This is a genomic window from Streptomyces cyanogenus (assembly GCF_017526105.1).
Taxonomy (GTDB): Bacteria; Actinomycetota; Actinomycetes; order Streptomycetales; family Streptomycetaceae; genus Streptomyces; species Streptomyces cyanogenus.
Genome location: NZ_CP071839.1, coordinates 631991 through 652885, shown reverse-complemented (window position 1 = coordinate 652885; position 20895 = coordinate 631991). Strand labels below are relative to the sequence as shown.

Sequence of the window (20895 nt, the reverse complement as noted above, 5' to 3'; positions counted from 1 at the left end):
CCTCCCCTTCGCCCGTGTCGCCCTCCCGGTGTCCCGGATAGGGTGAACAGCGATCAACGCGACGGGCGGGGAAGAGGGCAGCGGACGGCATGGGCGGCGGCGTGGACAGGAACGGCGTGGGCGGTGGGCGGCCCACCTCGCGGGACGTCGCCCGGCTCGCCGGCGTCTCGCACACCGCCGTCTCGTTCGTCTTCAACGGCCGTGCCGAGGGCAACCTCTCACCCGCCACCCAGGAACGCATCCGGCAGGCCGCCGCCCGGCTCGGCTACCGGCCCGACCCCGTCGCCCGCGGCCTGCGCCGCCGCCGTACGGCCGTGATCGGCCTGGTCACCGACGAGATCGCCTCCTCCCCGTTCGCCGGACGGCTGCTGCGCGGGGCCATGGAGACCGCCTGGGACAGCGACCACCTCGTGCTCACCGTGGACTCCGGCGGCGACCCGGCCAAGGAGGACGCGGCCGTCGCCGAACTCCTCGACCGGCGCGTCGACGGCATCATCTACGCCGCGATGTCCCTGCGTCGGGTCCGGGTCCCCGAGGGCCTGCACCGCACCCACTCCGTGCTCGCCAACTGCCTGCCCGCGGACGACTCGCTGCCTGCCGTCATCCCCGCCGAGCGGGCCGGCGGGCGTACCGCCGCGCGCCTGCTGCTGGAAGCCGGGCACCGCAGGGTGGCCCTGGTCGGTGGGCAGGACGACATCGCCTCGGTGGAGCGGCTGCGCGGCTTCCGGGACGCGCTGCGCGCCGAGGGCATCACCGTGCCCAAGGAGTGGGTCGTGCGCACCGGCGGCGAGATCACCGGCGGCCACGAGGGCGCCACCCGGCTGCTCGACGGCACCGCCCCGCACCTGAGGCCCACCGGGATGTTCTGCTACAACGACCGGGTCGCGGCCGGCGTGCTGCATGCCGCGACCCGGCTCGGGATCGCCGTACCCGGCGAGCTGTCGGTGGTCGGTTACGACGACCAGGAGCACATGGCCGCCTACCTCACCCCCGCCCTCACCACCGTCGCGCTGCCGCACCGGGCGATGGGCGAGGCCGCGGCCCGGCTGCTGCTCGACGCCATCGACACCGGCCGCACCCCGCCCGCCACCGTACGGCGGCTGGCCTGTCCCGTGGTCAGCCGCGCCTCGGTGGGACCTGCGCCCACCCGCTGACCTCGGCGTCACCCTCGACCGTCAGCTCGGGCACGTCGTCCGGCCGGGGGTAGACCCGCTCGGTCACCGTCGCCCGGTCCGCCACGAACAGTTCGAGCAGCGAGCCGTCCCCGAGGACCCGGATGGCGAGCGGGCCCTGCGGCACCCGTACGGTCACCGGAGCCGAACCCCCGGCGCCCTCGCGGGGCCAGCCGGAGCGGTCCAGGACGACGGTCCCGGTGTCCGGGTCCAGCCGGATCGTCAGCGCCCGGTCCGTCGCGCGCAGCAGGGTGACCGTGGTGGCGCCGCGCGCCGTCACGGCCAGGTCGTACGCCGGCGGCAGCGGCACCGCCCGGCCCGGTCGGGTCGCGAACGGCTCGGCGGCGCGCAGGAGTTCCAGCTCCGGGGCCGGTACGACCCGCAGCGTCCCGTCGGGACGGGCGTCGACGCCCCGGGGCGCGGTGAGCGTGCCCGCCCAGCCCGCCGCCAGCACCGCCTCCTCCTCCCTCGCCTCCCACGACCAGCCCCACATCAGGGCCCGGCCGGGGTCCTGGCGGACGGCGGGAGCGTAGAAGTCCCGGCCGTGGTCGAGCCGGCCGCCGGTGCGGGCAAGGAAGCCCGGCGTGCCCGCGTCGGCTGCAAGTCGGCCCATGACATAGCCGGTGGTCAGGGGTGTGCCGTCCCACAGGGACACGACCAGGACGTGCTCGCCGGCGGACGTCTCGAACAGCTGCGGGCACTCCCAGCCGGCCGCCTTGTCGCCGAACGCACCGGCGGCGACCGGATCATGGCCGTCCAGCAGGACGCCCGCGAACCGCCAGTCGGTCAGCTCGTCGCAGTCGTACAGCAGCACCGACGGGGTTCCGTCCGCGTGGCCGGCTCCGACGAGGGCCCAGCGCCGGCCGGCGTGCCGGAGGACGAAGGGGTCGCGGAACATCACCACGTCGAGCCCCGGGGGCGGGCCCGGCACCACCGGGGCGGGCAGCGGACGCCAGGCGAGGAGCCGGTCGTCGGCCGGGTCGGCCGCCCGGGCCAGGCAGATGGTGCCGAGCCCGGTGTGGGCGTGGTCGACACCGGTGTACACGGCCGTGGGCACCCCGTCGTCGTCCACCACGCAGCCCGACCAGCACCCCGCCTCGTCGGGACCGCCGGGCGTCGGGGTGAGGGCGATCGGGTGCTGCTCCCAGTGGACGAGGTCGGGGCTGGAGACGTGGCCCCAGTGGATGTTGGCGTGCACCGGCGCGTCCGGGTTGTACTGGTAGAAGAGGTGGTGGCGGCCACGCCAGCGGAAGGGGCCGTTCGGGTCGTTGATCCAGTGGACGGGCGGGCGGACCCGGAAGCGGGGGGCGGCCGGGTCCGGGGCGGGAGCGGCGGGGCTCAACGGTTGACTCCTGCGGAGGTGATGCCCTCGCGGAGAGGGCGCTGGCCGACGACGAACACGGCGACGGCGGGGATCATGGAGAGGACGACACCGGCGAGGACGACCGAGATGGACCCCGTGCCGAGGTTGCCCTGGAGGGAGACCAGACCCAGCGGCAGGGTGTAGTTCTGGCCGGAGGTCTCCAGGATCAGCGGGCGGAAGAACTCGTTCCAGTGGTAGTTGAAGGCGAGTACGCCGACGATCGCCAGGCCCGGCCGGGCCAGCGGGGCGTATACGGACCGGAAGATCCGCCAGGGCCCGGCGCCGTCCAGCATCGCCGCCTCTCCCAGGTCCTTCGGCATGCCGAGGAAGTACTGGCGCATCAGGAAGGTGCCGAACGCGGTCGGGAACGCCGGGACGATCAGTCCGAGCAGGGTGTCGGTCAGGCCCGTCGTCTTGAGCACCAGGAACACCGGGACGATCGTGACCTGCAAGGGCACCATCATGGTCGCCAGGACCAGACCGAACAGCGGCTTCTTGAAACGGAAGTCGAGCCGGGCGAACGCGTAACCGGCGAGCCCCGCGGTGATCATCTGTCCGAGCGCGATCAACGCGGTCACCAGGGTCGAGTTGAGCGCCAGCAGCCACACGTCGATCTGTTCGAAGACACCGTGATAGGCGGCACTGCTGGGGTGCGCCGGAATGATCTGCGGCGGCAGGTCGAACGAGTCCGCCGGCGTGCGCAACGAGGTGGACACGGTCCACACGACCGGGCCGAGGGTGAGCAGCGCGCACACGGTCAGCCCGGCGATCCGCGCCCACGGCCCGAGCGTGTACCGGGCGCGGCTGAGGGACAGGGTCGGTCGGCTCATGGGACTCACCCGGCTCACTGGTAGTGGACGAAACGCCGGCTGAGCCGGAACTGGACGGCGGTGACCGCCATGATCAGCACGAACAGCAGCACGCCCACCGCGGACGCCTCACCGAACCGCAGCTGCTCGAAGGCCCGCTCGTAGATGACCATCACCACCGTGCGGGTGGAGTCGCCCGGCCCGCCGTCGGTGAGGACGTAGGGCTGCTCGAAGACCTGGAGCGCGTTGATGATGCCGACCACCGAGGCCACCAGCAGGGTGGGGGAGAGCAGCGGCAGCGTGACGGCCAGGTGCTTGCGCGGACCGGTCGCTCCGTCGAGCGCGGCGGCCTCGTGGATCTCCTTGGGGATGTTGTTCAGTCCGCCCACGAACAGCAGGAACGAGAACCCGAACTGCTGCCACACGTACACGATGACCACCGTGGCCATGGCGCCGTGCTCGGAGGTCAGCCAGGGCACGGGAGCGGTCCCGAACAGGCCGATCAGCCAGTTGACCACGCCGAAGTCCTGGTTGAACAGGTACTTCATGACGACCGAGATGGACGCGGCGGACAGCACGAGCGGGAAGAAGAACGCCGACCGGAACACCGAGCGCAGCCACGCCGGCATCCGGCCGTTGAGCGTGAGGGCGAGCGCCAGGGCGATCAGGAGCTGTGCGGCGACCGCGAAGACCATGAAGACGAGCGTGTTGCGGAAGGACACCAGGACGGTCGCATCACCGGCCAGCTCCCGGTAGTTGGCCGTCCCGGCGAAGACCGGCGCATCGATCACGTTCCAGTGGAAGAGGCTCAGCACGACCGAACCGATGATCGGTACGACCGTGAAGACCACGATCCCGACCACGGTGGGCGCCAGGAACAGCGCCGCCAGCAGCCGCGTCCCCCGCTCGCGCGCACCGGGCCGCACGGCCGCCACGGCCGGGTCCGCGGCCCGCGGCCGTACGGCGGGAATCCGGGTGTCCGTCATACGTCACGCTCCATGGCCTTCTCCAGATCGCCCTGCATCCGGCGCAGCGCCGGCCCGACCGCGCCCGGGCTCGACAGTGCCGTCCCGGTGTGCTTCAGCAGCACCTGGGTCACCTCCGCGACCTGCGGCGGGGCCGGGATGGGCCCGGTGTCGGGGAACCTGTCGAGGGTGTCGTAGAAGACCCGCCAGTGTGCCGGACCGGTCTGCCGGTAGCGGGCCGCGGTGAGCATCGAACGGCGGGCCGGAGTCGTCTGGTTGGTGGTGAACAGCTTGGTCAGGGTCTCCCGCCGGGCGGAGTACTTGATGAACTCCCAGGCGGCGTCCTGTTTCCTGGAGGTGCGCAGCAGCGCGTAGCCGGCCGCGCCGAACTGGTGCCGCTGGGTGTGCCGGCGCGGGAAGTACTGCACGTCGAAGCCGTCGGCGCGCATCCCGGCCAGATGGAGACCGCCCGCCCAGAAACCGCCGGCCGGGGTGACCCCGACCCGGCCGGTGGAGAACACCCCGATGAGGTTCTGGCCGTTGCCGCCCTCGGGGCGGGTGCACAGTCCGTCGTGGACCAGGGAGGCGAGATAGTCGTACGCCTCCGCCACCCCGTCGGCCGTGGCCTGGGGGTCGTCCAGCGGAAGCCGCCCCCGCGGCCCCGCCGCCGGTCCGCCGGATAGAAGGTGTCCCACAGCCAGGAGCCGCCCGGTGCCTTGGACTCCGCGAGCAGGTTGGTGCCGTTCGCGAACAGCCAGGGGACCACACCGCCCCACAGCCGGTTGGTCCAGAAGTACGGCGTGAAGTGGGAGTCGCTCGCCTTCTTCATCCGGCGCAGCAGCGCGGTGAAGTCGTCCCGCGTCCAGTCGCCGGCCGGGAAGTCCGCTCCGGCCCGCCGCAGCACCCGGGTGTTGAGGTACATGTCGGCGGCGTTGAACTCGATCGGCAGCTGGAACAGGCTGCCCTCGTACATCATCGACTCCACCAGCGAGGGGTGGACGTCGGCGAAGTACTCCTTCAGCTCGGCCGCGTCCCGCCGCACCCACCGGTCCAGCGGGACGCCCAGGTGCCGGGCGAACAACTGCACGCCCTCGGTGGCCACGTAGACCAGGTCGGGCGCGGTGCCCGCCGCGATCTGCGTGAGGATTTTGGCGAAGAAGTCCGACCAGTCCACGGCCTGCACCGCGTTGATCCGGACCTTGATGTCGGGGTGCAGTGCGCGGAAGCCGTCGACCAGGGCCCGGACCCCGGCCGGAGCGAACGCGGAACCCAGGGTCGCGACGACCAGCGAGCCGTCGTCGCGGCCGGGTATGTCGGCTCCGGTGAGCCGGTCCCAGCCGGCGGCGGTGCCGGCGAGCGCGGCGGCCCCCGCGCCGTAGGCGCCGTACCGCAGCAGGGCGCGGCGGGAGAGGAGCGAGTCGGTCATCCGAACGTGCCTAACTCGCGTTAGTCGAGGGGTGATGCCCCAGATGATGAGAAGCGGGCCGGAGCCGTGTCAAGGTCCGGGACCGCTTGACCTTTAACGAGTTAGGTCTACAGCCCTGGAAGCCGACGTCCCGTCAGGAAGGGGCGCCCCATGACGCGTTGTCCGGACCGGACACCGGTCGAGATGCCCTGTCCGGCGTCGGCGGCCTGGCCGTGCTCCGGAACACGGTGGCACGGGAGTTCGCCGTGGGAGGCCCGCCGGTGTCACGATCTCCCCGGTACCGATACGGACGAGCACCGGAGGGCGCATGACGACCGACAGGGCGGCGGGGGACGGAACGGAGCGCGTCGCGGGCGTGGAGGTGGCACCGGTCGCCGGTCACATCGGCGCCGAGATCACCGGCGTCGACCTCGCCGGACCGCTGGACGACGCGGTGGTGGCCCTGATCCGGCGGGCCGTGCTGCAGTGGAAGGTTGTGTTCTTCCGGGGCCAGCGCCTGGACCACGCCGGGCATGTCGCCCTCGCCCGCCGTTTCGGCGAACCCGTCGTCCTCGGCCGGCGGGGCAGTGCCTCGCCGGCCGGCTTCCCAGAGGTGGAGACCACGGCGGACCGGCTGGAACTGGGCGGCCGGTTCGGCATGGAGCACGCGGAGTGGCTGGACCGGCGGCGGCACACCCTGCTGCGCGGCTGGCACTGCGACCACGGCGCCCGCATCGACCCGCCGGCCGCGACGATCCTGCGCGCCGAGACCGTCCCGCCCTACGGCGGCGACACCACCTGGGCCAACCTGGCCGCCGCCTACGCCGGGCTGTCCGCCCCGGTCCGCGCCTTCGTGGACGGGCTGCGCGCCGAGCACCGCCTCGGTGTCGGCTACCAGCCCCGGCCCGGCGACGACGCGTACGTCCGTCATCTGCTGGACCATCAGGTGGCCTCGGTGCACCCGCTGGTGCGGGTGCACCCGGAGACGGGGGAGCGGGTGCTGTTCGTCAACGGCTACTACCTGGAGCGGATCACCGACGTCTCCCGCCCGGAGAGCGCCGCGCTGCTGGAGATGCTGCTGGAGCAGGCGGTCCGCCCGGAGTACACCGTCCGCTTCCGCTGGGAGCCGGGCAGCGTCGCCTTCTGGGACAACCGGGCCACCATGCACCTGGCCCCGAGCGACCACGCGCACGTGGGCGCCCCGCGGATCATGCACCGGGTGATGCTCACGGGGGACGTGCCCGTCGGCGTGGACGGCCGGCCCTCGGAGGCGGTCGTGGGGACGGCGCCGGGACGCTGGTGACCGGCGGCGGGCGCCCGTACGGCGGCGGCACCGCAGCCGAGGAGGTGGCACTCGCCCGCAGGGCGGAGGCCGGCCTGTTCGCGCAGGAGAGGTGTCGCCCCGGGCGTCCGGCGGGACCACCGCGTTCCGGTGCGCCGGCACCGCGGCCGCCGTACCGGCCTGCCGGCGCGGGGGACGGGGCGAAGGCGGCGATCAGTCCGCCGCCGGCTGCCAGCCCAGCGCCGGACCCAGCTTCGTCGCCATGTCCGTCAGGATCTGGACGTAGTCCTCGTGCCCGAAGGTGAACGGCAGCGCGAACGCCACCTCGTCGACCTCGCGGAAGGCGGCGTGCGCGTGGAGGCGTTCGGCGATCTCCTCGGAGGTGCCGACCAGGTCCGGGGCGAACAGCAGGCCCGCCGGGCCCTGCGGGGAGGCCGTGCGGGGCAGGCGCTCGGCCGCGTACGCCGCGTACTTGGCGCGTTGCTCGGGGCCGGCCGAGTCGGTGGGGATCACCACCAGGCCCTGGGAGACGCGGGCCGCCTCACCGTCCGGATGGTGGGCCCGGAACTCCCGGATGTGGGACAGCTGGATCCCGGCGAAGTCCGGCGGCCCGTCGCCGTCCCCGGCCTTGACGACGCTGCTGGTCAGGAAGTTCATGCCGTGCTCGCCGGCCCAGCGGGCCGAGCCGAGGCTGCCGCCGCCGTACCACAGCCGCCGGCCGAGCCCGGGGGAGTGCGGCTGGACGACATCGCTGAACACCTCGAAGCCCTCCGCCCCGCTGAAGTCGGTGGCCGGCTTGCCGCGGACCAGGTCCAGCAGCCGCCGTACACGCTCGTAGCCGAAGTCCTCCGCGTCGGCGGTGTCCGGGTAGAGGGCGTCCTTGACCTGTGCGTAGTGCATCGGCGGGCCCACGCTGACGCCCGGGTTCAGGCGGCCGCCGGACAGGATGTCGACCGTCGCCAGGTCTTCGGCGAGCCGCAGCGGGTTCTCCCAGGCGAGCGGGGTCACCGCGGTGCCCAGCTCGATCCGGCGGGTGCGCTGCGAGGCGGCGGCCAGGACGGCGACCGGGGACGAGATGCCGTACTGCAGATGCCGGTGGCGGACCCAGGCGCTGTCGAAGCCGAGCCGCTCGCCCAGCTCGATGATCTCCAGGGTGGACTCGTGGCCCCGGGCCGGGTCCGCCGCGTCGAACAGGCCGATGGTGAGGAAGCCCAGCTTCCGCAGTGGGCGGGGGAAGGACGGCACGGGCTCCTCCAGCGGTCGTACGTCGGCTCCGCCCCGATTCTCGCAGCCGAGTGTGACAACCGTGTGATCACTTCAGCGGGATGACGACCTCGTCCTCGACCGGCGGATCGAGTTCCTGCGCGCGGTTGCCGGTGGCGGCGAAACAGCGCAGCCGGACCGCGTCCGGGCCGACGTCCAGCCGCAGGAAGCACTTGAAGAACGGCGGGCTGTAGGTGGCGGACGACGGCGAGAACAGCTGGGTGTAGATCTTCCGCACGGGCAGCCGGAACCGGGCGGGACGGTCCGGGCGGCGGCCGGTCCCGAGGAGGCCCGCGACCAGGCGGACGCGGCGGGTGACCCGGGTGCCGGGGGCGGGTGCGCGGGCCGGCTCGATGCCGAGGCGTTCGGCGATCACGGCCGTCGCCTCCGCCTCGGTCAGGGTGAAGAACCGGCGCAGCCGCAGCCGGCGGCCGTAGAGCCGGCTGTAGAAGGCGAGCGAGTCGCCGCGTAGCGGGTAGCAGCGGAACTCCCGCTCGGTGACGCCGCCCACCGACACCCGCGGAATGGTGTGCGTGGCGTGCATGAACGCGCCGCCGCCGCCCGCGACGACGTACTGGACGGTGCGCCCGTCCACGTCGACCGGGTAGCGCTGGTAGTTGTGGATGTCGCCGCCGATCGCGGCCACGTAGTGATGCTCGGGGGCCCGGACGATGTCGTCCACCGTGCCGCCGCCCTCGATGGGGCAGGGGTGGTGCTCGCCGTCGACGTACAACGGGGACCCGGTGACGAGGATCTTCGGCCGGGGCCCCTTCGAGACCTCCCGCAGCCACGCGCCCTGTTCGGCGTCGACCGTGCCCAGCAGGCCGGTGTCGATCCCGACGATCCGCACCGGCCCCGCGTCGATCGCCCAGTAAGGGCCCGGCTGTTCGGCCTGCTGCCCCGGCGCCGACCGCAACGCCCGTGCCTTCGCGAGCCGTTGTTCGTCGGCGGGGCGCGGCCGGTGCCACAGCAGGGAGCGCCACCAGGCGGGGCTGAGCGGGCGGGACCGGGGCTCCGGGTCGAGCGGCGGGGTGTCGGCGCAGAACACGCGCATGAAGGCGCCGAGATCCTCGTACCAGTCGTGGTTGCCCGGAACGGCGTAGATCGGCGCGGGATAGTCCCGGTAGGGACGGAAGAACCTGTCGCCGTAGTCGTCGGCGGCGCCGACGGGGTAGATGACGTCGCTGGCGATCACCGCGAAGTCGGTGCCCTGGCTCTCCTTCAGAAAGCCCGGGACCACGGCGTACTGGGAGTCGTCCCCCTCGCCGGTGTCCCCGATGACCATGAAGGAGAACCGCTCCGGCACGTCCCGCCGGATCACCTTGTCGGCGGGCACGCCTGCCGCCGCGCGCCGGGCCACCCAGCGGCTGCGGGTGCGGCCGGTCGGGTCCCCGAACCAGGACGCCAGCACGCCGTTGCGGGCGGCCCACAGGGTCCGGGGGTCCAGCCACGACAGCTTCTCGACGTGGCCGGGCATCAGCCGTTTGTAGGAGCCGGGTTCGGCCGCGCCCCAGCCGGCGCCCTGTGCGGTATCGCGTGAGGAGTCAGACACGCGCTGCACGGTAACAACGGGCCGGTGGGGAGCGGCATGCGGGGTTCTCGCCCGACGCGTGCGCCGGTGGCATCCCGCACCGGCGCTGGACTGCGGTGCCGGGCACCGGAGCGGGTGGTCACCGCTGTTCCGGCGGCGGTTACGGCTTCCTCGCCAGACCCCCGTGCTCGGCGACGGTCTCCGGGGCGGGCGAACCGGGCTCCGGGCGCCACCTGGTGACCGGTACGACGCCGGGTTCGACGAGCTGGAGGCCGTCGAAGAACGAGGTGATCGCCTCGACGGTGCGCAGGTTGTACGGGACGGCACCGCTGTTGTTGTAGGCCTCCTGGGCCTGCTCGAAGACCGGGTCGATGCCGAGCGAGCCGTCGTTGACGGAGAGGTAACTCCCCGAAGGCAGTGCGCTCATGAGCCGGTCCACGATGGAGCGGGCCTGGTCGTGGTCGGCGACATGCCCCAGGATGTTGCTCAGGATGAGCGCGGTGGGCCGGGTGAGGTCCAGCGTCCTGGCGGCGGCGGCCAGGATGCGGTCCGGGTCCGTCACGTCGGCGTCGACGTAGGCGGTGGCGCCCTCGGCGGAGGAGTACAGCAGGGCCCGGGCGTGGGCGAGGACCATCGGGTCGTTGTCGACGTAGACGATCCGTGCCTCCGGGGCGAGCCGCTGGGCCACCTCGTGGGTGTTGTCGGCGGTCGGCAGGCCGGTGCCGACGTCCAGGAACTGCCGGATGCCCGCCTCCGAGACGAGGTACCCGATGCTGCGGCGCAGGAAGGCACGACTGCTGCGGGCGATGGTGACGATGCCGGGGAAGACGGCGGTGTACGCGTCGCCCGCCTCCTCGTCGACCGGGTAGTTGTCCTTGCCGCCGAGCCAGTAGTTCCAGATGCGGGCCGAGTGCGGCACCGACGTGTCGATCTTCTGGAGCGCGGCCCGCTCGGGCGTCGTGGCCGGATCGGTCATGAGTCGTGTCCTTCTTTCCGCCGAAGCGTGGATCAGCAAGGCCCAACCTATGCCGAACGTCCGTCTCCCACCTCCCCGTTCGGCTCGTCGGACCGATAGGGAAAACCCTCGATTGACCCGCCACAAGGTGACATGACTCGGTCAATGCTGTCATTCTCGCCGCACGTTGATCCACCCCACAGGAACACGGATCACGGTCCCGCACAGCTCAGCTCACCCGGGCAGCAGACCCCTCTGCCCGTCTGTCACCGGCCGCCGACCCGCGGCTGCAGCAGGAGGAGTACGAGTGACACCCCACAGACCCCTTCCCCGCAAGAGAGCCATGGTCGGAGCCGCCCTGGTCTCCACCGCGGCCTTCCTCGCCGTCGGCCTCCAGGCCGTTCCGGCGACCGCCGCCCCGGCCGCTGCCCACCCCGGCCCGCTGCGCACCGGCGGCCTGGAGGCCAAGCTCAGCCCGGCCCAGCACCAGGCGCTGATCAGGAGCGCCCGGCAGCACACCGCCACGACCGCCCGCAGCCTCGGCCTGGGCACGCAGGAGAAGCTGGTCGTCAAGGACGTCGTCAAGGACAACGACGGCACCCTGCACACCCGGTACGAGCGCACCTACGCCGGGCTGCCCGTCCTCGGCGGCGACCTCGTGGTGCACACCCCGCCCGCCTCGCAGGCCAAGGGGACCGTGAGCACCACCTTCAACAACAAGCGCACGATCAAGGTGCGTTCCACCACCGCGACCGTCAGCAAGGCCGCCGCCGCGACCAAGGCCCTGAAGGCCGCGAAGGCCCTGCGCGCCGAGAGGCCCACCACCGACAGCGCCCGCAAGGTGATCTGGGCCGGCGACGGCACCCCGAAGCTCGCCTGGGAGACGGTGGTCGGCGGCTTCCAGGACGACGGCACGCCCAGCCAGTTGCACGTCGTCACCGACGCCACCACGGGCAAGGAGCTGTACCGGTACCAGGCGGTCAAGACCGGCACCGGCAACACCCAGTACAGCGGCACCGTGACCCTGAACACCACGCTGTCGGGCTCGACGTACCAGCTGTACGACACCACGCGCGGTGGTCACAAGACGTACAACCTCAACAAGGGCACCTCCGGCACCGGCACCCTGATGACCGACGCGGACGACGTCTGGGGCGACGGGACCGGCTCCAACACCCAGACCGCGGGCGCCGACGCCGCCTACGGCGCGCAGGAGACCTGGGACTTCTACAAGAACACCTTCGGCCGCAGCGGCATCCGCAACGACGGCGTCGCCGCCTACAGCCGCGTCCACTACAGCAGCGGCTACGTCAACGCCTTCTGGGACGACAGCTGCTTCTGCATGACCTACGGCGACGGCTCGGGCAACACCCACGCCCTGACCTCGCTGGACGTCGCCGGCCACGAGATGAGCCACGGCGTCACCTCCAACACCGCCGGCCTGGAGTACAGCGGTGAGTCGGGCGGCCTGAACGAGGCGACCTCCGACATCTTCGGCACCGGCGTGGAGTTCTACGCGAACAACTCCAAGGACGTCGGCGACTACCTCATCGGCGAGAAGATCGACATCAACGGCGACGGCTCGCCGCTGCGGTACATGGACAAGCCGAGCAAGGACGGCGGTTCGGCGGACAGCTGGTACTCCGGCGTCGGCAACCTGGACGTGCACTACTCCTCGGGCCCCGCGAACCACATGTTCTACCTGCTGTCCGAGGGCAGCGGCACCAAGGTCGTCAACGGCGTGACCTACAACAGCCCGACCTCCGACGGCGTCGCCGTCACCGGCATCGGCCGCGACGCCGCCCTGAAGATCTGGTACAAGGCGCTGACGTCGTACATGACGTCCAGCACCGACTACGCCGGGGCCCGCACCGCCGCCCTCAACGCCGCGGCCGCGCTGTACGGCACCAACTCCACGCAGTACGCCGGAGTGGGCAACGCCTTCGCCGGCATCAACGTCGGCGGCCACATCAACCCGCCGAGCAGCGGGGTGACGGTCACCAACCCGGGCAGCCAGTCGTCCACCGTCGGCACCGCCGTGAGCCTGCAGATCCAGGCGAGCAGCACCAACAGCGGCGCCCTGACCTACAGCGCCTCGGGCCTGCCCGCCGGCCTGTCGATCAACAGCTCGACCGGTCTGATCACCGGCACGCCCACCACGGCGGGCACCTCCAGCACCACCGTCACGGTGAAGGACCCCACGGGAGCGACCGGCACCGCCACCTTCGGCTGGACGGTCAGCGCGACCGGCGGCGGCTGCACCTCCACTCAGCTGCTGAGCAACCCCGGCTTCGAGTCCGGCACCACCGGCTGGACCGCGACCAGCGGCGTCATCACGACCGACAGCGGCGAGGCGGCCCACAGCGGCTCGTACAAGGCCTGGCTGGACGGGTACGGCTCGTCGCACACCGACACGCTGTCGCAGTCGGTGACGATCCCCGCGGGCTGCAAGGCGACCCTGACCTTCTACCTGCACATCGACACCGCCGAGACCACCACCAGCACCCAGTACGACAAGCTGACGGTGACCGCCGGTTCGAAGACCCTCGCCACCTACTCGAACCTCAACGCGGCCTCCGGCTACAGCCAGAAGACCCTCGACCTGTCCTCGCTGGCGGGCTCGACGGTGACGCTGAAGTTCAACGGCGTGGAGGACTCCTCGCTGCAGACCAGCTTCGTCGTGGACGACACGGCCCTGACGACCGGCTGAGCACCTGCTGACACCGCGGTCCCGCGCCCCGTTCCCCGGGGCGCGGGACCGTGCCGTGTCAGCTGAGCGGATCCAGCGTCAGATAGGCCTGCTGCGGGCTGCCGTCGTGCACCAGGGACTCCTGGTTGCCGACGTCGTCGAAGGCGAACGCGTACGCCTTCCCGTCGGCCATCTGCGCGTGGATCTTGCGCGCGTAGTGGTTGGTCACCGTGTCCTGGTAGAAGTTCGCCGTCGTGGTGTCCGGCTGGTTGGGGTTGACCAGCAGGGTCGACCGGTTGAAACCGGCGCACAGGGTGCGGGAGATGGGCCCGCGGACGTTGTCGTTGGGCGCGTCCAGCAGCTTGTGGCAGCCGAAGATGCTCGCCGCGTCGGGCTTCTGGAAGCTGGTGACGACCGCACCCGAGGCGTTGGTGAAGTTCATGACGTTCCCGGAGACACGGCCGTAGTACTTCGTGTTCGGCTGGTCCGCGAACGGAGTGACCGTCAGCGTCGAGGTCGCGTACTTCTGCCAGACCCGGTTGACGTAGTCGTCCATCACGTTCGCCGGCAGCGCGCCGGTCTCCACGCCGTACAGCGGGGACAGTGCGCGCAGCACGGTGCCGTCGGAGCGGGTCTGGATCAGGCCGGCCCAGCCGCCCGGCTGTCCGCGCAGCGCGTTGAAGAAGCCGGTCCAGCCACCGGACTTCAGGTGCCCGGTGCTGCTCACCGTGCCGTCGGACCGCTGCACCCCGACCGCGTACGGCGCCGAGAACATGTCCACCTGGGTGCTGTTGAGCCACAGGCCCGAGTCGTTGAGCGTGTACTCAGACCAGTTGAAGAGGATGTTCCGGTTGGGGTCGGAGGGGTTCTGCACGGCCGGCTGCACCAGTCCGCCGGTGGTCAGTCTGAAGTCCAGCTTCTGCCCGTACGAGAAGTAGATCCGGCCGGAGAACTTGGGGATGCGGATCGTCTTGGACTGGCCGGCGGCCGGCCCGGGTATCGCCGCGTCCGGTGCGGGCGTCGGCGGGTTCCCGCCCGCCGGCCAGGCGTGGAAGACGCCGTTCGCGTCGGCCCAGCCCTGCCGTCCCGAGGACAGCTGGGTGCCGAGATCGTAGACGTAGACGGGCTCGGAACGGCCCGAGTTGTTGGTGATCTTCAAGGGGATGGTGTCCGGGACCGCGGCTTCGGCGTGGTCCGGCGCGCCGAGGGCGAGCAGCCCCCCGAGCAGCGCCGTGGCGGCGGTCAGGGGCAGCGCGCGGCGGGTGAGCGTGTGAGGCACTCTCCACCTCCGTGTGGGGTCGGGGTCGTACGGAATTGGTCCGTACCTGTTTGAGAGCGCTCTCAGATTCACTGCCGGGGCGAGTTCATGTCAATGACATGGACAGGAAATATCAACGACAAGGAGGGGGAGGCGGAATCGGGGAGCCGGGAAGGTCGGGACGGCACCGGACGGCGCCCGCCGGCCGGCGGGCGCCGCGGCCCGCCGTCAGAAGGTGCGCTTGAGCAGGCCGAGCAGCGCGGCCCAGTGCCGCTCGTCGGCCTCCGGCTGGTAGGCCGGGGTGTCCGCCTGGGTGTAGCCGTGCGGGGCGCCGGGATAGACCTCGCACGTGTGCCGTACGCCCGCGGAGGCCAGGGCGTCCTCGAAGCGCGCGATCTGCTCCGGGGGCAGCGACGGGTCCTGGTCGGCGTGCCCGAAGTAAAGCTCAGCGGTGATGTTGGGGGCCTCCAGGTGAGGGCTGTCCAGGTCGTCGGTGACCAGGCCCCCGCCGTGGAACCCGGCCGCCGCCGCGACCCGGTGCGGGTGGGCGCCCGCGGTCCACAGTGCGAGCCGGGCGCCCATGCAGTAGCCGGTCAGCGCCACCGGGCCGTCGGCCGCGAGCGGGCTGTCGGCCAGCCACCGCAGATAGGCGTCGGAGTCCCGCTTGACCAGGTCCGGGGTCAGCGCGGCCAGGATCGGGCCGATCCGCTTCCAGATGGTCGGGTCGGCGTCCGGGTCGATGAACTCGGGCAGCTCCACGACCGGCGCCCGGCCGTGGCGGTAGAACACGTTCGGCACCAGCACCGTGTAGCCGGCGCCCGCGAGCCGGTCGGCCATCGCGCGCAGGTGCGGGCGCAGGCCGAAGGCGTCCTGGTAGAGGAGGACGGCCGGGCGGGGGCGGCCGTCCGCCGGGTGCGTGAGGTAGGCGTCGGCGACGCCGTCCTCGGTGGGGATGTCGACGGCGCTCGCCTGGACATCGGTCATCGTGAGAAGACCCTCTCTCGGGGGTGGGCGGCGGGCGGCGGATACCGGCCCGGCGCCGCGGCTACGGCCATGCTGCCACGCGCCGCGCGGGCGGTCGCATCCGGCGTCCCGCCTGGTCACCCGGAGCGGCCGGCGGTCCGGGGTGCTGCTTGTCGGGCCGGAGCGGCTGGTGGTTTGGGGTGCTGCTTGTTCGGTCGGAGCGGCTGGTTGTTCTGGTGTACTGCTGGTCGGCCGGAGCGGCCGGTGTCCCGGTGTGCTGCTGGTCGTTCGGAGCGGTCGGTGTCCCCGGGTGCCGCCCGTTCACTCGAAGCGGTCGGTGTCCCCGGCGCCCCGCCGGACGATCTCGGCCTCCCCGCCGGAGAAGTCGACCACCGTCGTCGGCTCGGTGCCGCAGTCCCCGGAGTCGACCACCGCGTCCACCACGTGGTCGAGCCGGTCCTTGATCTCCCAGCCCTGGGTCATCGGCTCCTCCTCGTCCGGCAGCAGCAGCGTGCTCGACACCAGCGGCTCGCCCAGCTCCTCCAGCAGCGCCTGGGTGACCACGTGGTCCGGGATGCGCACCCCCACGGTCTTCTTCTTCGGGTGCTGGAGCATGCGCGGCACCTCGCGGGTGGCCGGCAGGATGAACGTGTAGCTGCCCGGCGTCGAGGCCTTCACGGCCCGGAACACGTCGTTGTCCACCCGGACGAACTGGCCGAGCTGCGCGAAGTCCCGGCACATCAGCGTGAAGTGGTGCCGGTCGTCCAGCCGGCGGATGGAGCGGATCCGGTCCATGCCGTCGCGGCTGCCCAGCCGGCAGCCGAGCGCGTAACAGGAGTCGGTCGGGTATGCGATGAGCGCGCCCGAGCGAACCGCGTCGGCGACCTGGCCGATACTGCGCGGCTGCGGATTGTCGGGGTGCACGTCGAAGTACTTCGCCATCCGCCGAGCTTATTCCGTCCGGAGCCGTGAGGCGCGCAGCGGCAGCGCCCCCGCGACGGGATGCCTGTGACCTCACACCTTGCCCGCCGGTGGCCGACGTGCGCCGTGCCTGCCGGGTCGGCCCGGCCTGCCGCTCCCTCCCCACCAGGGCTGTTCCCCCTCGACGCAGGAGCCGCTGCCGATGTTCGGATCGGCTGGATTTCGCCCGTGTATGTTCCGGATTCCAGGGCATCCGACCCTTGAACCGCCCAGGGCCTCCCCCCGCCCCGGGCGCGGCATCTCCGCCGGCGGTCACCCCCCCCAGGCCGCCGGCGGAGCCGTGTCCGCCGGTACCGGCCGCCCCGGTACCCGGCCACCCCGGGCCTCAGCCCTCCAGCCGTACCGGAATCTCCTGCCAGCCATGGGCGATGAACGACGGTACGTGGCGCAGTTCGTCGACCGGTACGGCCAGCCGCATCGCGGGGAAGCGGGCGAACAGCGCGGGCAGCGCGGTCAGTGCCTCCAGGCGGGCCAGCGGGGCGCCGATGCAGCGGTGCACGCCGATGCCGAACGCCAGATGGTCCTCGGCCGCCCGGGCCGCGTCGAAGACGGCCGCGTCGGGACCGTAGTGCCCCGGGTCGAGACCGGCGGCGGCGTACGTCGTGATGATCGCGTCACCCGCCGGTATCGTCACGCCCGCGACCGTCAGCTCCGCCACCGTGAACCGCAGCGGCAGCGCGGCGATGGACGGATGCACCCGCAGCGTCTCCTCGACCACCGCCTCCCAGCCGACCGTTCCCGCGCGCACCGCCGCCAGCTGCTCCGGGCCGGTGAGCAGCGCGACCACGGCGTTGCCGATGAGGTTGACGGTGGTCTCGAACCCGGCGCCGACCACCAGCAGCAGCGTGTGCAGCAACTCCTCGTCCGAGAGCCGGTCGCCGTCCTCGTCCCGCACTCTGATCAGCTCGGTCGTGATGTCGTCGCCGGGGCGCGCCCGCCGGTGCTCGATCAGCGCCCCCAGCACCGTGCCGATCCGCTCGTGCACCGACGCCGCGAACTCGGGGTTCGGGTCGGAGGTGTCCATGACGTCGGCGATGAGACGGGCCGCATCGGACCGCAACTCCTCCGGCACCCCGAGGAGTTCGCAGATGATCCGCATCGGCAGGGGGTGGGCGAGCCCGGTCCGCAGATCGACCGTGCGACCGTCGGCCCCCTCGGCCTCCAGCGCGGCCAGCAACTCGGCCGTCAGGGCGGCCACGCGGGGCCGCATCGCCTCGGTGCGCCGGTGGGTGAAGCTCGGCGCCACCAGCTTGCGCAGCCGGGTGTGGTCGGCGCCGTAGGTGGAGAGCATGTTGACCACGCCCACCCAGTTCGCCATCCACCTCCAGGACGGGTGCCGGTCCAGAGCCGGCCACAGCCGCCAGTGCAGACGCGCGTCCTTGCTGACGCGGGGGTCGAGGATCAGCTCCCGGAGGGCGTCGTAACCGGTGGGCGCCCAGGCGGGGATGCCGCCGGGCAGCTCCACGGGGACGACGGGGCCGAGAGCGCGCAGACGGGCGCTCTGAGCCACGAGGTCGGAGCCGAAGGGGTCCAGGGCGATTCGGTCGGTGACGGTCACGACGGTCTCCAGACGGTCGGCCTCTCACGAGTCGGTCCCCGTCCAGTACACCGCGTCAGCGGCCGTGCGCACCCCGTGATGCCCCAAGTGGCCGGGAAACTGGCCGAGTCCGCACCTCACCTGGCCGCCGGCTCGGCCGGCAGGTCGAAGACGTGCCGGGGGGAGATGATCCGGGTGATCGCCTGACCGAACAGCGTGCTGGGCTCCTCGTTGTCGTGGTTGATGTCGGTGTTGAGGAGCACCACGAGGGTCGTCCGCGTCGCCGGGAGGTAGATGGTCAGCGACTCGTAGCCGGGCAGGGAGCCGTTGTGGCCGATCCAGCCGTGCACGTTGAAGATGCCCAGCCCGTACCCGGCGCCCGGGATCGGGGTCGCCGGCGTGACGAGGCGCTGCCGCTGCATGGCGCGGCTGATCATCCGCTTGCCGTCGGGCAGTTCACCGGTCGCCACCGTGGGCGCCCAGATGCGCAGATCGTCCAGGGTGGAGTACATCGCCCCGGCCGCCCAGCCCCAGGACGGGTTCCAGCCGGCGGTCTCGGCGACCTCGCCGTTCGCCGTCTGGTCGGTGTAGCCCTGTGCGTGCGGGCGGGGGAACCGGCTGCCGCTCGGCAGGGCCGTGTCCTTCATGCCGGCCGGATCGAGGACGTGCTGCTTGAGGTAGTCCCCGAGCCGCTGACCGCTCTTCTTCTCCACGACCAGGCCGAGCAGGATCAGGTTGGTGTTGCTGTAGTCGAACTTCTCACCGGGCTGGAACAGCACCGGATGCCGGAAGGAGTAGGCGAGCAACTGCTGCGGGGTGAAGGGGCGCCGGGGGTCGGAGGTGAGCGCCTTGAAGAAGTCGTCGTCCTCGGAGTAGTTGAACAGCCCGCTGCGCATGCCGGCCAGCTGGCGCAACGTGATCTTGTGGCCGTTGGGTACGCCGTCGACGTACTTGTCGATCGTGTCGTCCAGGCCGACCTTCCCCTGGTCCGCCAGTTGCAGCAGCGCCGTGACGGTGAACGTCTTCGTCTCGCTGCCGATGCGCATGTACAGGTCCGGGGTCATCCTCCGGCCGGTCGCCTTGTCGGCGACGCCGAACGAACGGACGTAGCCGCGCTGTCCCGGCGTCCAGATGCCGACGGTCACGCCGGGCACGTTCGCCTCGCGCATCACCCGCCGTACGGACGCGTCGAGTTGGCGCGTCACGTCGGGGGAGAGGGGGCGGACGTCCGGCTCCGACGGCGACGGGCCGGGCGTGCCGGCGGCGAACACGTCCGGTACGGCGGCCGGTGCCGCCCCTGCCGTGACCGGCGCGAGCAGCGTGCCGGCCAGTACGGCGACCACGGCCCCCCGGCACAGGCGTACGGACGTAGGCGACATGGGCTGACTCCAAGCACGTGGGAGGCGACCGTGCGCCGGGCGCACGTCGGAGCCCGCGCCTTGCCCGCAGGACCGATCCGGCAGGCCCTTCGAGCAGGCTCTTTCCGGCAGGACGTTCCCAGCATAGGAGCGGGACGCACCCGCCGCGCGCCGACCGGCGGACACCGCCCGGGCCGGGAGCCTGCGGCGGGGGCGGGTCCGAGGTGCCGGTCCCCCGGCGCGACACACCCGTCCGCCGCGCTCCCGAGCGGAGCGGAATGCTTGTCCGACAGGCGGAACGCCACGTTCGGGCGATCGCCTCACCCGACCTGGTGAGCGGGCGCGGCGGGGCGTACCGCCGGCGGGCCCCGGACGTTGCCCCGGCATGAACCGCTTGGACTGGATGGACCGGATGGAGCGCCTGGACCGGATGCGCGGGCTGCACCGGGTGGACCGCGCCCGGGAGCCGATCTACGCCGAGCTCCTTGCGGAGTGGCGGGCGCAGGGGCGGACCGTCCCGGCGGAGCCCGACGCGCTCTGGTCACCCCTCTCCGGCCGCGCCCGCCACGCGCGCCGCGAGCACCTCTGACCGGTCACCGCCCGCACAGCGGCGCGAGCACCGCCAGTGTGCCGTTGGCCTGCCGCAACGCCTCCTCCAGGGTGCCGGGCGCATGCAGCGTGCCGGCGCCGTCGGGCGGCACGAGCCACTCCAGGGAACGGGCGGGCCGGTACGGCGGCGGCACGGCGACCCAGGAGCCCCTGGTCGCGTACCGCAGTCCGGCGCCCACCCAGCCGCCCGCCGGGTCCGGCGGCAGGAAGAAACCGACCCGGCCCGCCGCCGTGTCCACCAGCGTGGGCCCCGGCACCGGCAGGGCCGGCCGCCACAGCAGGTCCAGGGTGAGCAGTCCCAGCCGCTCCGGGACGCTCAGCACGTCCCAGAAGCGGCCCGCCTCCAGCAGTGCGAAGCCCTCGCCGTGGTCCCACTCCCATTTGCAGGCGCGCGGGTCGGCCGACGCCGCGGCCAGCCACTCCACGCCCCGCATCCACATCGTGTTCGTCATGCACTGCTCCGGGTGTCCTCGCTCGCCTGCCGAGCGCAGGGAACGACCGTGACCGGGCACTTTGCGCTTCCGCACGCCAACCCGGCATACGCATCGTTGTGGATGGTTCTACGTGGCGGAAGGGGTGGCGAACCGTGGCGTTTGAGGCGGGACGTTCGAACTCCGCGCGGGGGTTCGTCAGTTGAGGTGGGTGCTGCGTCACCCGTCCGTGGTGCATCTTCGTGGTGCGCGTGATTCCGCTGTCCATGCAATCGAATCGAGCGTGAAGTATTGAAGAGAACGAGATTTCGGTCGTAGGCTCAC

General features: G+C 72.1%; 16 protein-coding genes and 1 pseudogene. 4 read left to right on the top strand and 13 right to left on the bottom strand.

The window, feature by feature from the left end; translation table 11 throughout:
- The first annotated feature begins 89 nt into the window (after positions 1-89).
- Complete coding sequence (locus S1361_RS02845) at positions 90-1154, top strand: LacI family DNA-binding transcriptional regulator (RefSeq protein WP_208030258.1); 1065 nt, start codon at positions 90-92, stop codon at positions 1152-1154.
- On the opposite strand, the gene S1361_RS02840 is transcribed toward S1361_RS02845, so the two are convergent.
- From S1361_RS02840 to S1361_RS02825, 4 genes and pseudogenes are all read right to left on the bottom strand, one after another.
- On the bottom strand, positions 1117-2514 hold the full coding sequence (locus S1361_RS02840; RefSeq protein WP_208030257.1) for a glycoside hydrolase family 32 protein: 1398 nt from the start codon (positions 2512-2514) through the stop codon (positions 1117-1119). The genes S1361_RS02845 and S1361_RS02840 overlap by 38 nt on opposite strands.
- Positions 2511-3365: a carbohydrate ABC transporter permease gene (locus S1361_RS02835; protein WP_208030256.1), complete on the bottom strand. Its 855-nt coding sequence runs from the start codon at positions 3363-3365 to the stop codon at positions 2511-2513. The genes S1361_RS02840 and S1361_RS02835 overlap by 4 nt, the downstream gene beginning before the upstream one ends.
- Before the next feature lie 14 nt (positions 3366-3379).
- On the bottom strand, positions 3380-4330 hold the full coding sequence (locus S1361_RS02830) for a carbohydrate ABC transporter permease (protein ID WP_208030255.1): 951 nt from the start codon (positions 4328-4330) through the stop codon (positions 3380-3382).
- Positions 4327-5735, bottom strand: a pseudogene (locus S1361_RS02825) (extracellular solute-binding protein). The gene S1361_RS02830 and the pseudogene S1361_RS02825 overlap by 4 nt, the downstream one beginning before the upstream one ends.
- A gap of 307 nt (positions 5736-6042) precedes the next feature.
- Between S1361_RS02825 and S1361_RS02820 the strand changes: the two are divergent.
- A complete protein-coding gene (locus S1361_RS02820) occupies positions 6043-7017 on the top strand; it encodes a TauD/TfdA dioxygenase family protein (protein WP_208030254.1) in 975 nt (324 codons plus the stop codon).
- Between the two features lie 192 nt (positions 7018-7209).
- Here the strand turns inward: S1361_RS02820 and S1361_RS02815 are convergent, their stop codons facing one another.
- From S1361_RS02815 to S1361_RS02805, 3 genes are all read right to left on the bottom strand, one after another.
- A complete protein-coding gene (locus S1361_RS02815; protein WP_208030253.1) occupies positions 7210-8241 on the bottom strand; it encodes an LLM class flavin-dependent oxidoreductase in 1032 nt (343 codons plus the stop codon).
- A gap of 67 nt (positions 8242-8308) precedes the next feature.
- Positions 8309-9811, bottom strand: coding sequence for a metallophosphoesterase family protein (locus S1361_RS02810; protein WP_208030252.1), 1503 nt, complete (start codon positions 9809-9811; stop codon positions 8309-8311).
- Between the two features lie 139 nt (positions 9812-9950).
- Positions 9951-10766 carry an SAM-dependent methyltransferase gene (locus tag S1361_RS02805; protein ID WP_208030251.1) on the bottom strand — a complete coding sequence of 272 codons (816 nt, stop codon included), beginning with the start codon at positions 10764-10766 and terminating at the stop codon, positions 9951-9953.
- Positions 10767-11088: 322 nt separating this feature from the next.
- On the opposite strand from S1361_RS02805, the gene S1361_RS02800 reads away from it, so the two are divergent.
- Positions 11089-13455 carry a M4 family metallopeptidase gene (locus tag S1361_RS02800; RefSeq protein ID WP_208036415.1) on the top strand — a complete coding sequence of 789 codons (2367 nt, stop codon included), beginning with the start codon at positions 11089-11091 and terminating at the stop codon, positions 13453-13455.
- Between the two features lie 58 nt (positions 13456-13513).
- Here S1361_RS02800 and S1361_RS02795 read toward each other — a convergent pair whose 3' ends face one another.
- The 5 genes from S1361_RS02795 to S1361_RS02775 form a co-directional block, all read right to left on the bottom strand.
- Positions 13514-14713, bottom strand: coding sequence for a glycoside hydrolase family 64 protein (locus tag S1361_RS02795; RefSeq protein ID WP_208030250.1), 1200 nt, complete (start codon positions 14711-14713; stop codon positions 13514-13516).
- A gap of 207 nt (positions 14714-14920) precedes the next feature.
- A complete protein-coding gene (locus tag S1361_RS02790) occupies positions 14921-15676 on the bottom strand; it encodes a dienelactone hydrolase family protein (protein ID WP_208030249.1) in 756 nt (251 codons plus the stop codon).
- A gap of 300 nt (positions 15677-15976) precedes the next feature.
- The gene (locus S1361_RS02785; RefSeq protein WP_208030248.1) at positions 15977-16597 is read right to left on the bottom strand and encodes an L-threonylcarbamoyladenylate synthase; all 621 of its coding nucleotides are present in this window, start codon (positions 16595-16597) and stop codon (positions 15977-15979) included.
- 364 nt (positions 16598-16961) lie between these two features.
- Positions 16962-18194, bottom strand: a complete 1233-nt coding sequence (locus S1361_RS02780) for a cytochrome P450 family protein (protein ID WP_208030247.1) — start codon at positions 18192-18194, stop codon at positions 16962-16964.
- 116 nt (positions 18195-18310) lie between these two features.
- A complete protein-coding gene (locus S1361_RS02775) occupies positions 18311-19552 on the bottom strand; it encodes a serine hydrolase domain-containing protein (protein WP_208030246.1) in 1242 nt (413 codons plus the stop codon).
- A gap of 364 nt (positions 19553-19916) precedes the next feature.
- On the opposite strand from S1361_RS02775, the gene S1361_RS02770 reads away from it, so the two are divergent.
- Positions 19917-20120, top strand: a complete 204-nt coding sequence (locus tag S1361_RS02770) for a hypothetical protein (RefSeq protein WP_243769052.1) — start codon at positions 19917-19919, stop codon at positions 20118-20120.
- A 4-nt stretch (positions 20121-20124) separates the two neighbouring features.
- Here S1361_RS02770 and S1361_RS02765 read toward each other — a convergent pair whose 3' ends face one another.
- Entirely contained in the window at positions 20125-20592 is a 468-nt protein-coding gene (locus tag S1361_RS02765; protein ID WP_208030245.1) for a hypothetical protein, read from the bottom strand.
- Positions 20593-20895 lie beyond the last annotated feature (303 nt).

Excerpts from the sequence above, each read along its gene's own strand:
- S1361_RS02805 (WP_208030251.1), bottom strand. The coding sequence starts at position 10,766 with ATGACCGATCCGGCCACGACGCCCGAGCGGGCCGCGCTCCAGAAGATC.
- S1361_RS02845 (WP_208030258.1), top strand. The coding sequence starts at position 90 with ATGGGCGGCGGCGTGGACAGGAACGGCGTGGGCGGTGGGCGGCCCACC.
- S1361_RS02835 (WP_208030256.1), bottom strand. The coding sequence starts at position 3,365 with ATGAGCCGACCGACCCTGTCCCTCAGCCGCGCCCGGTACACGCTCGGG.
- S1361_RS02770 (WP_243769052.1), top strand. The coding sequence starts at position 19,917 with ATGAACCGCTTGGACTGGATGGACCGGATGGAGCGCCTGGACCGGATG.
- S1361_RS02765 (WP_208030245.1), bottom strand. The coding sequence starts at position 20,592 with ATGACGAACACGATGTGGATGCGGGGCGTGGAGTGGCTGGCCGCGGCG.
- S1361_RS02820 (WP_208030254.1), top strand. The coding sequence starts at position 6,043 with ATGACGACCGACAGGGCGGCGGGGGACGGAACGGAGCGCGTCGCGGGC.
- S1361_RS02785 (WP_208030248.1), bottom strand. The coding sequence starts at position 16,597 with ATGGCGAAGTACTTCGACGTGCACCCCGACAATCCGCAGCCGCGCAGT.
- S1361_RS02830 (WP_208030255.1), bottom strand. The coding sequence starts at position 4,330 with ATGACGGACACCCGGATTCCCGCCGTACGGCCGCGGGCCGCGGACCCG.
- S1361_RS02775 (WP_208030246.1), bottom strand. The coding sequence starts at position 19,552 with ATGTCGCCTACGTCCGTACGCCTGTGCCGGGGGGCCGTGGTCGCCGTA.
- S1361_RS02800 (WP_208036415.1), top strand. The coding sequence starts at position 11,089 with ATGGTCGGAGCCGCCCTGGTCTCCACCGCGGCCTTCCTCGCCGTCGGC.
- S1361_RS02790 (WP_208030249.1), bottom strand. The coding sequence starts at position 15,676 with ATGACCGATGTCCAGGCGAGCGCCGTCGACATCCCCACCGAGGACGGC.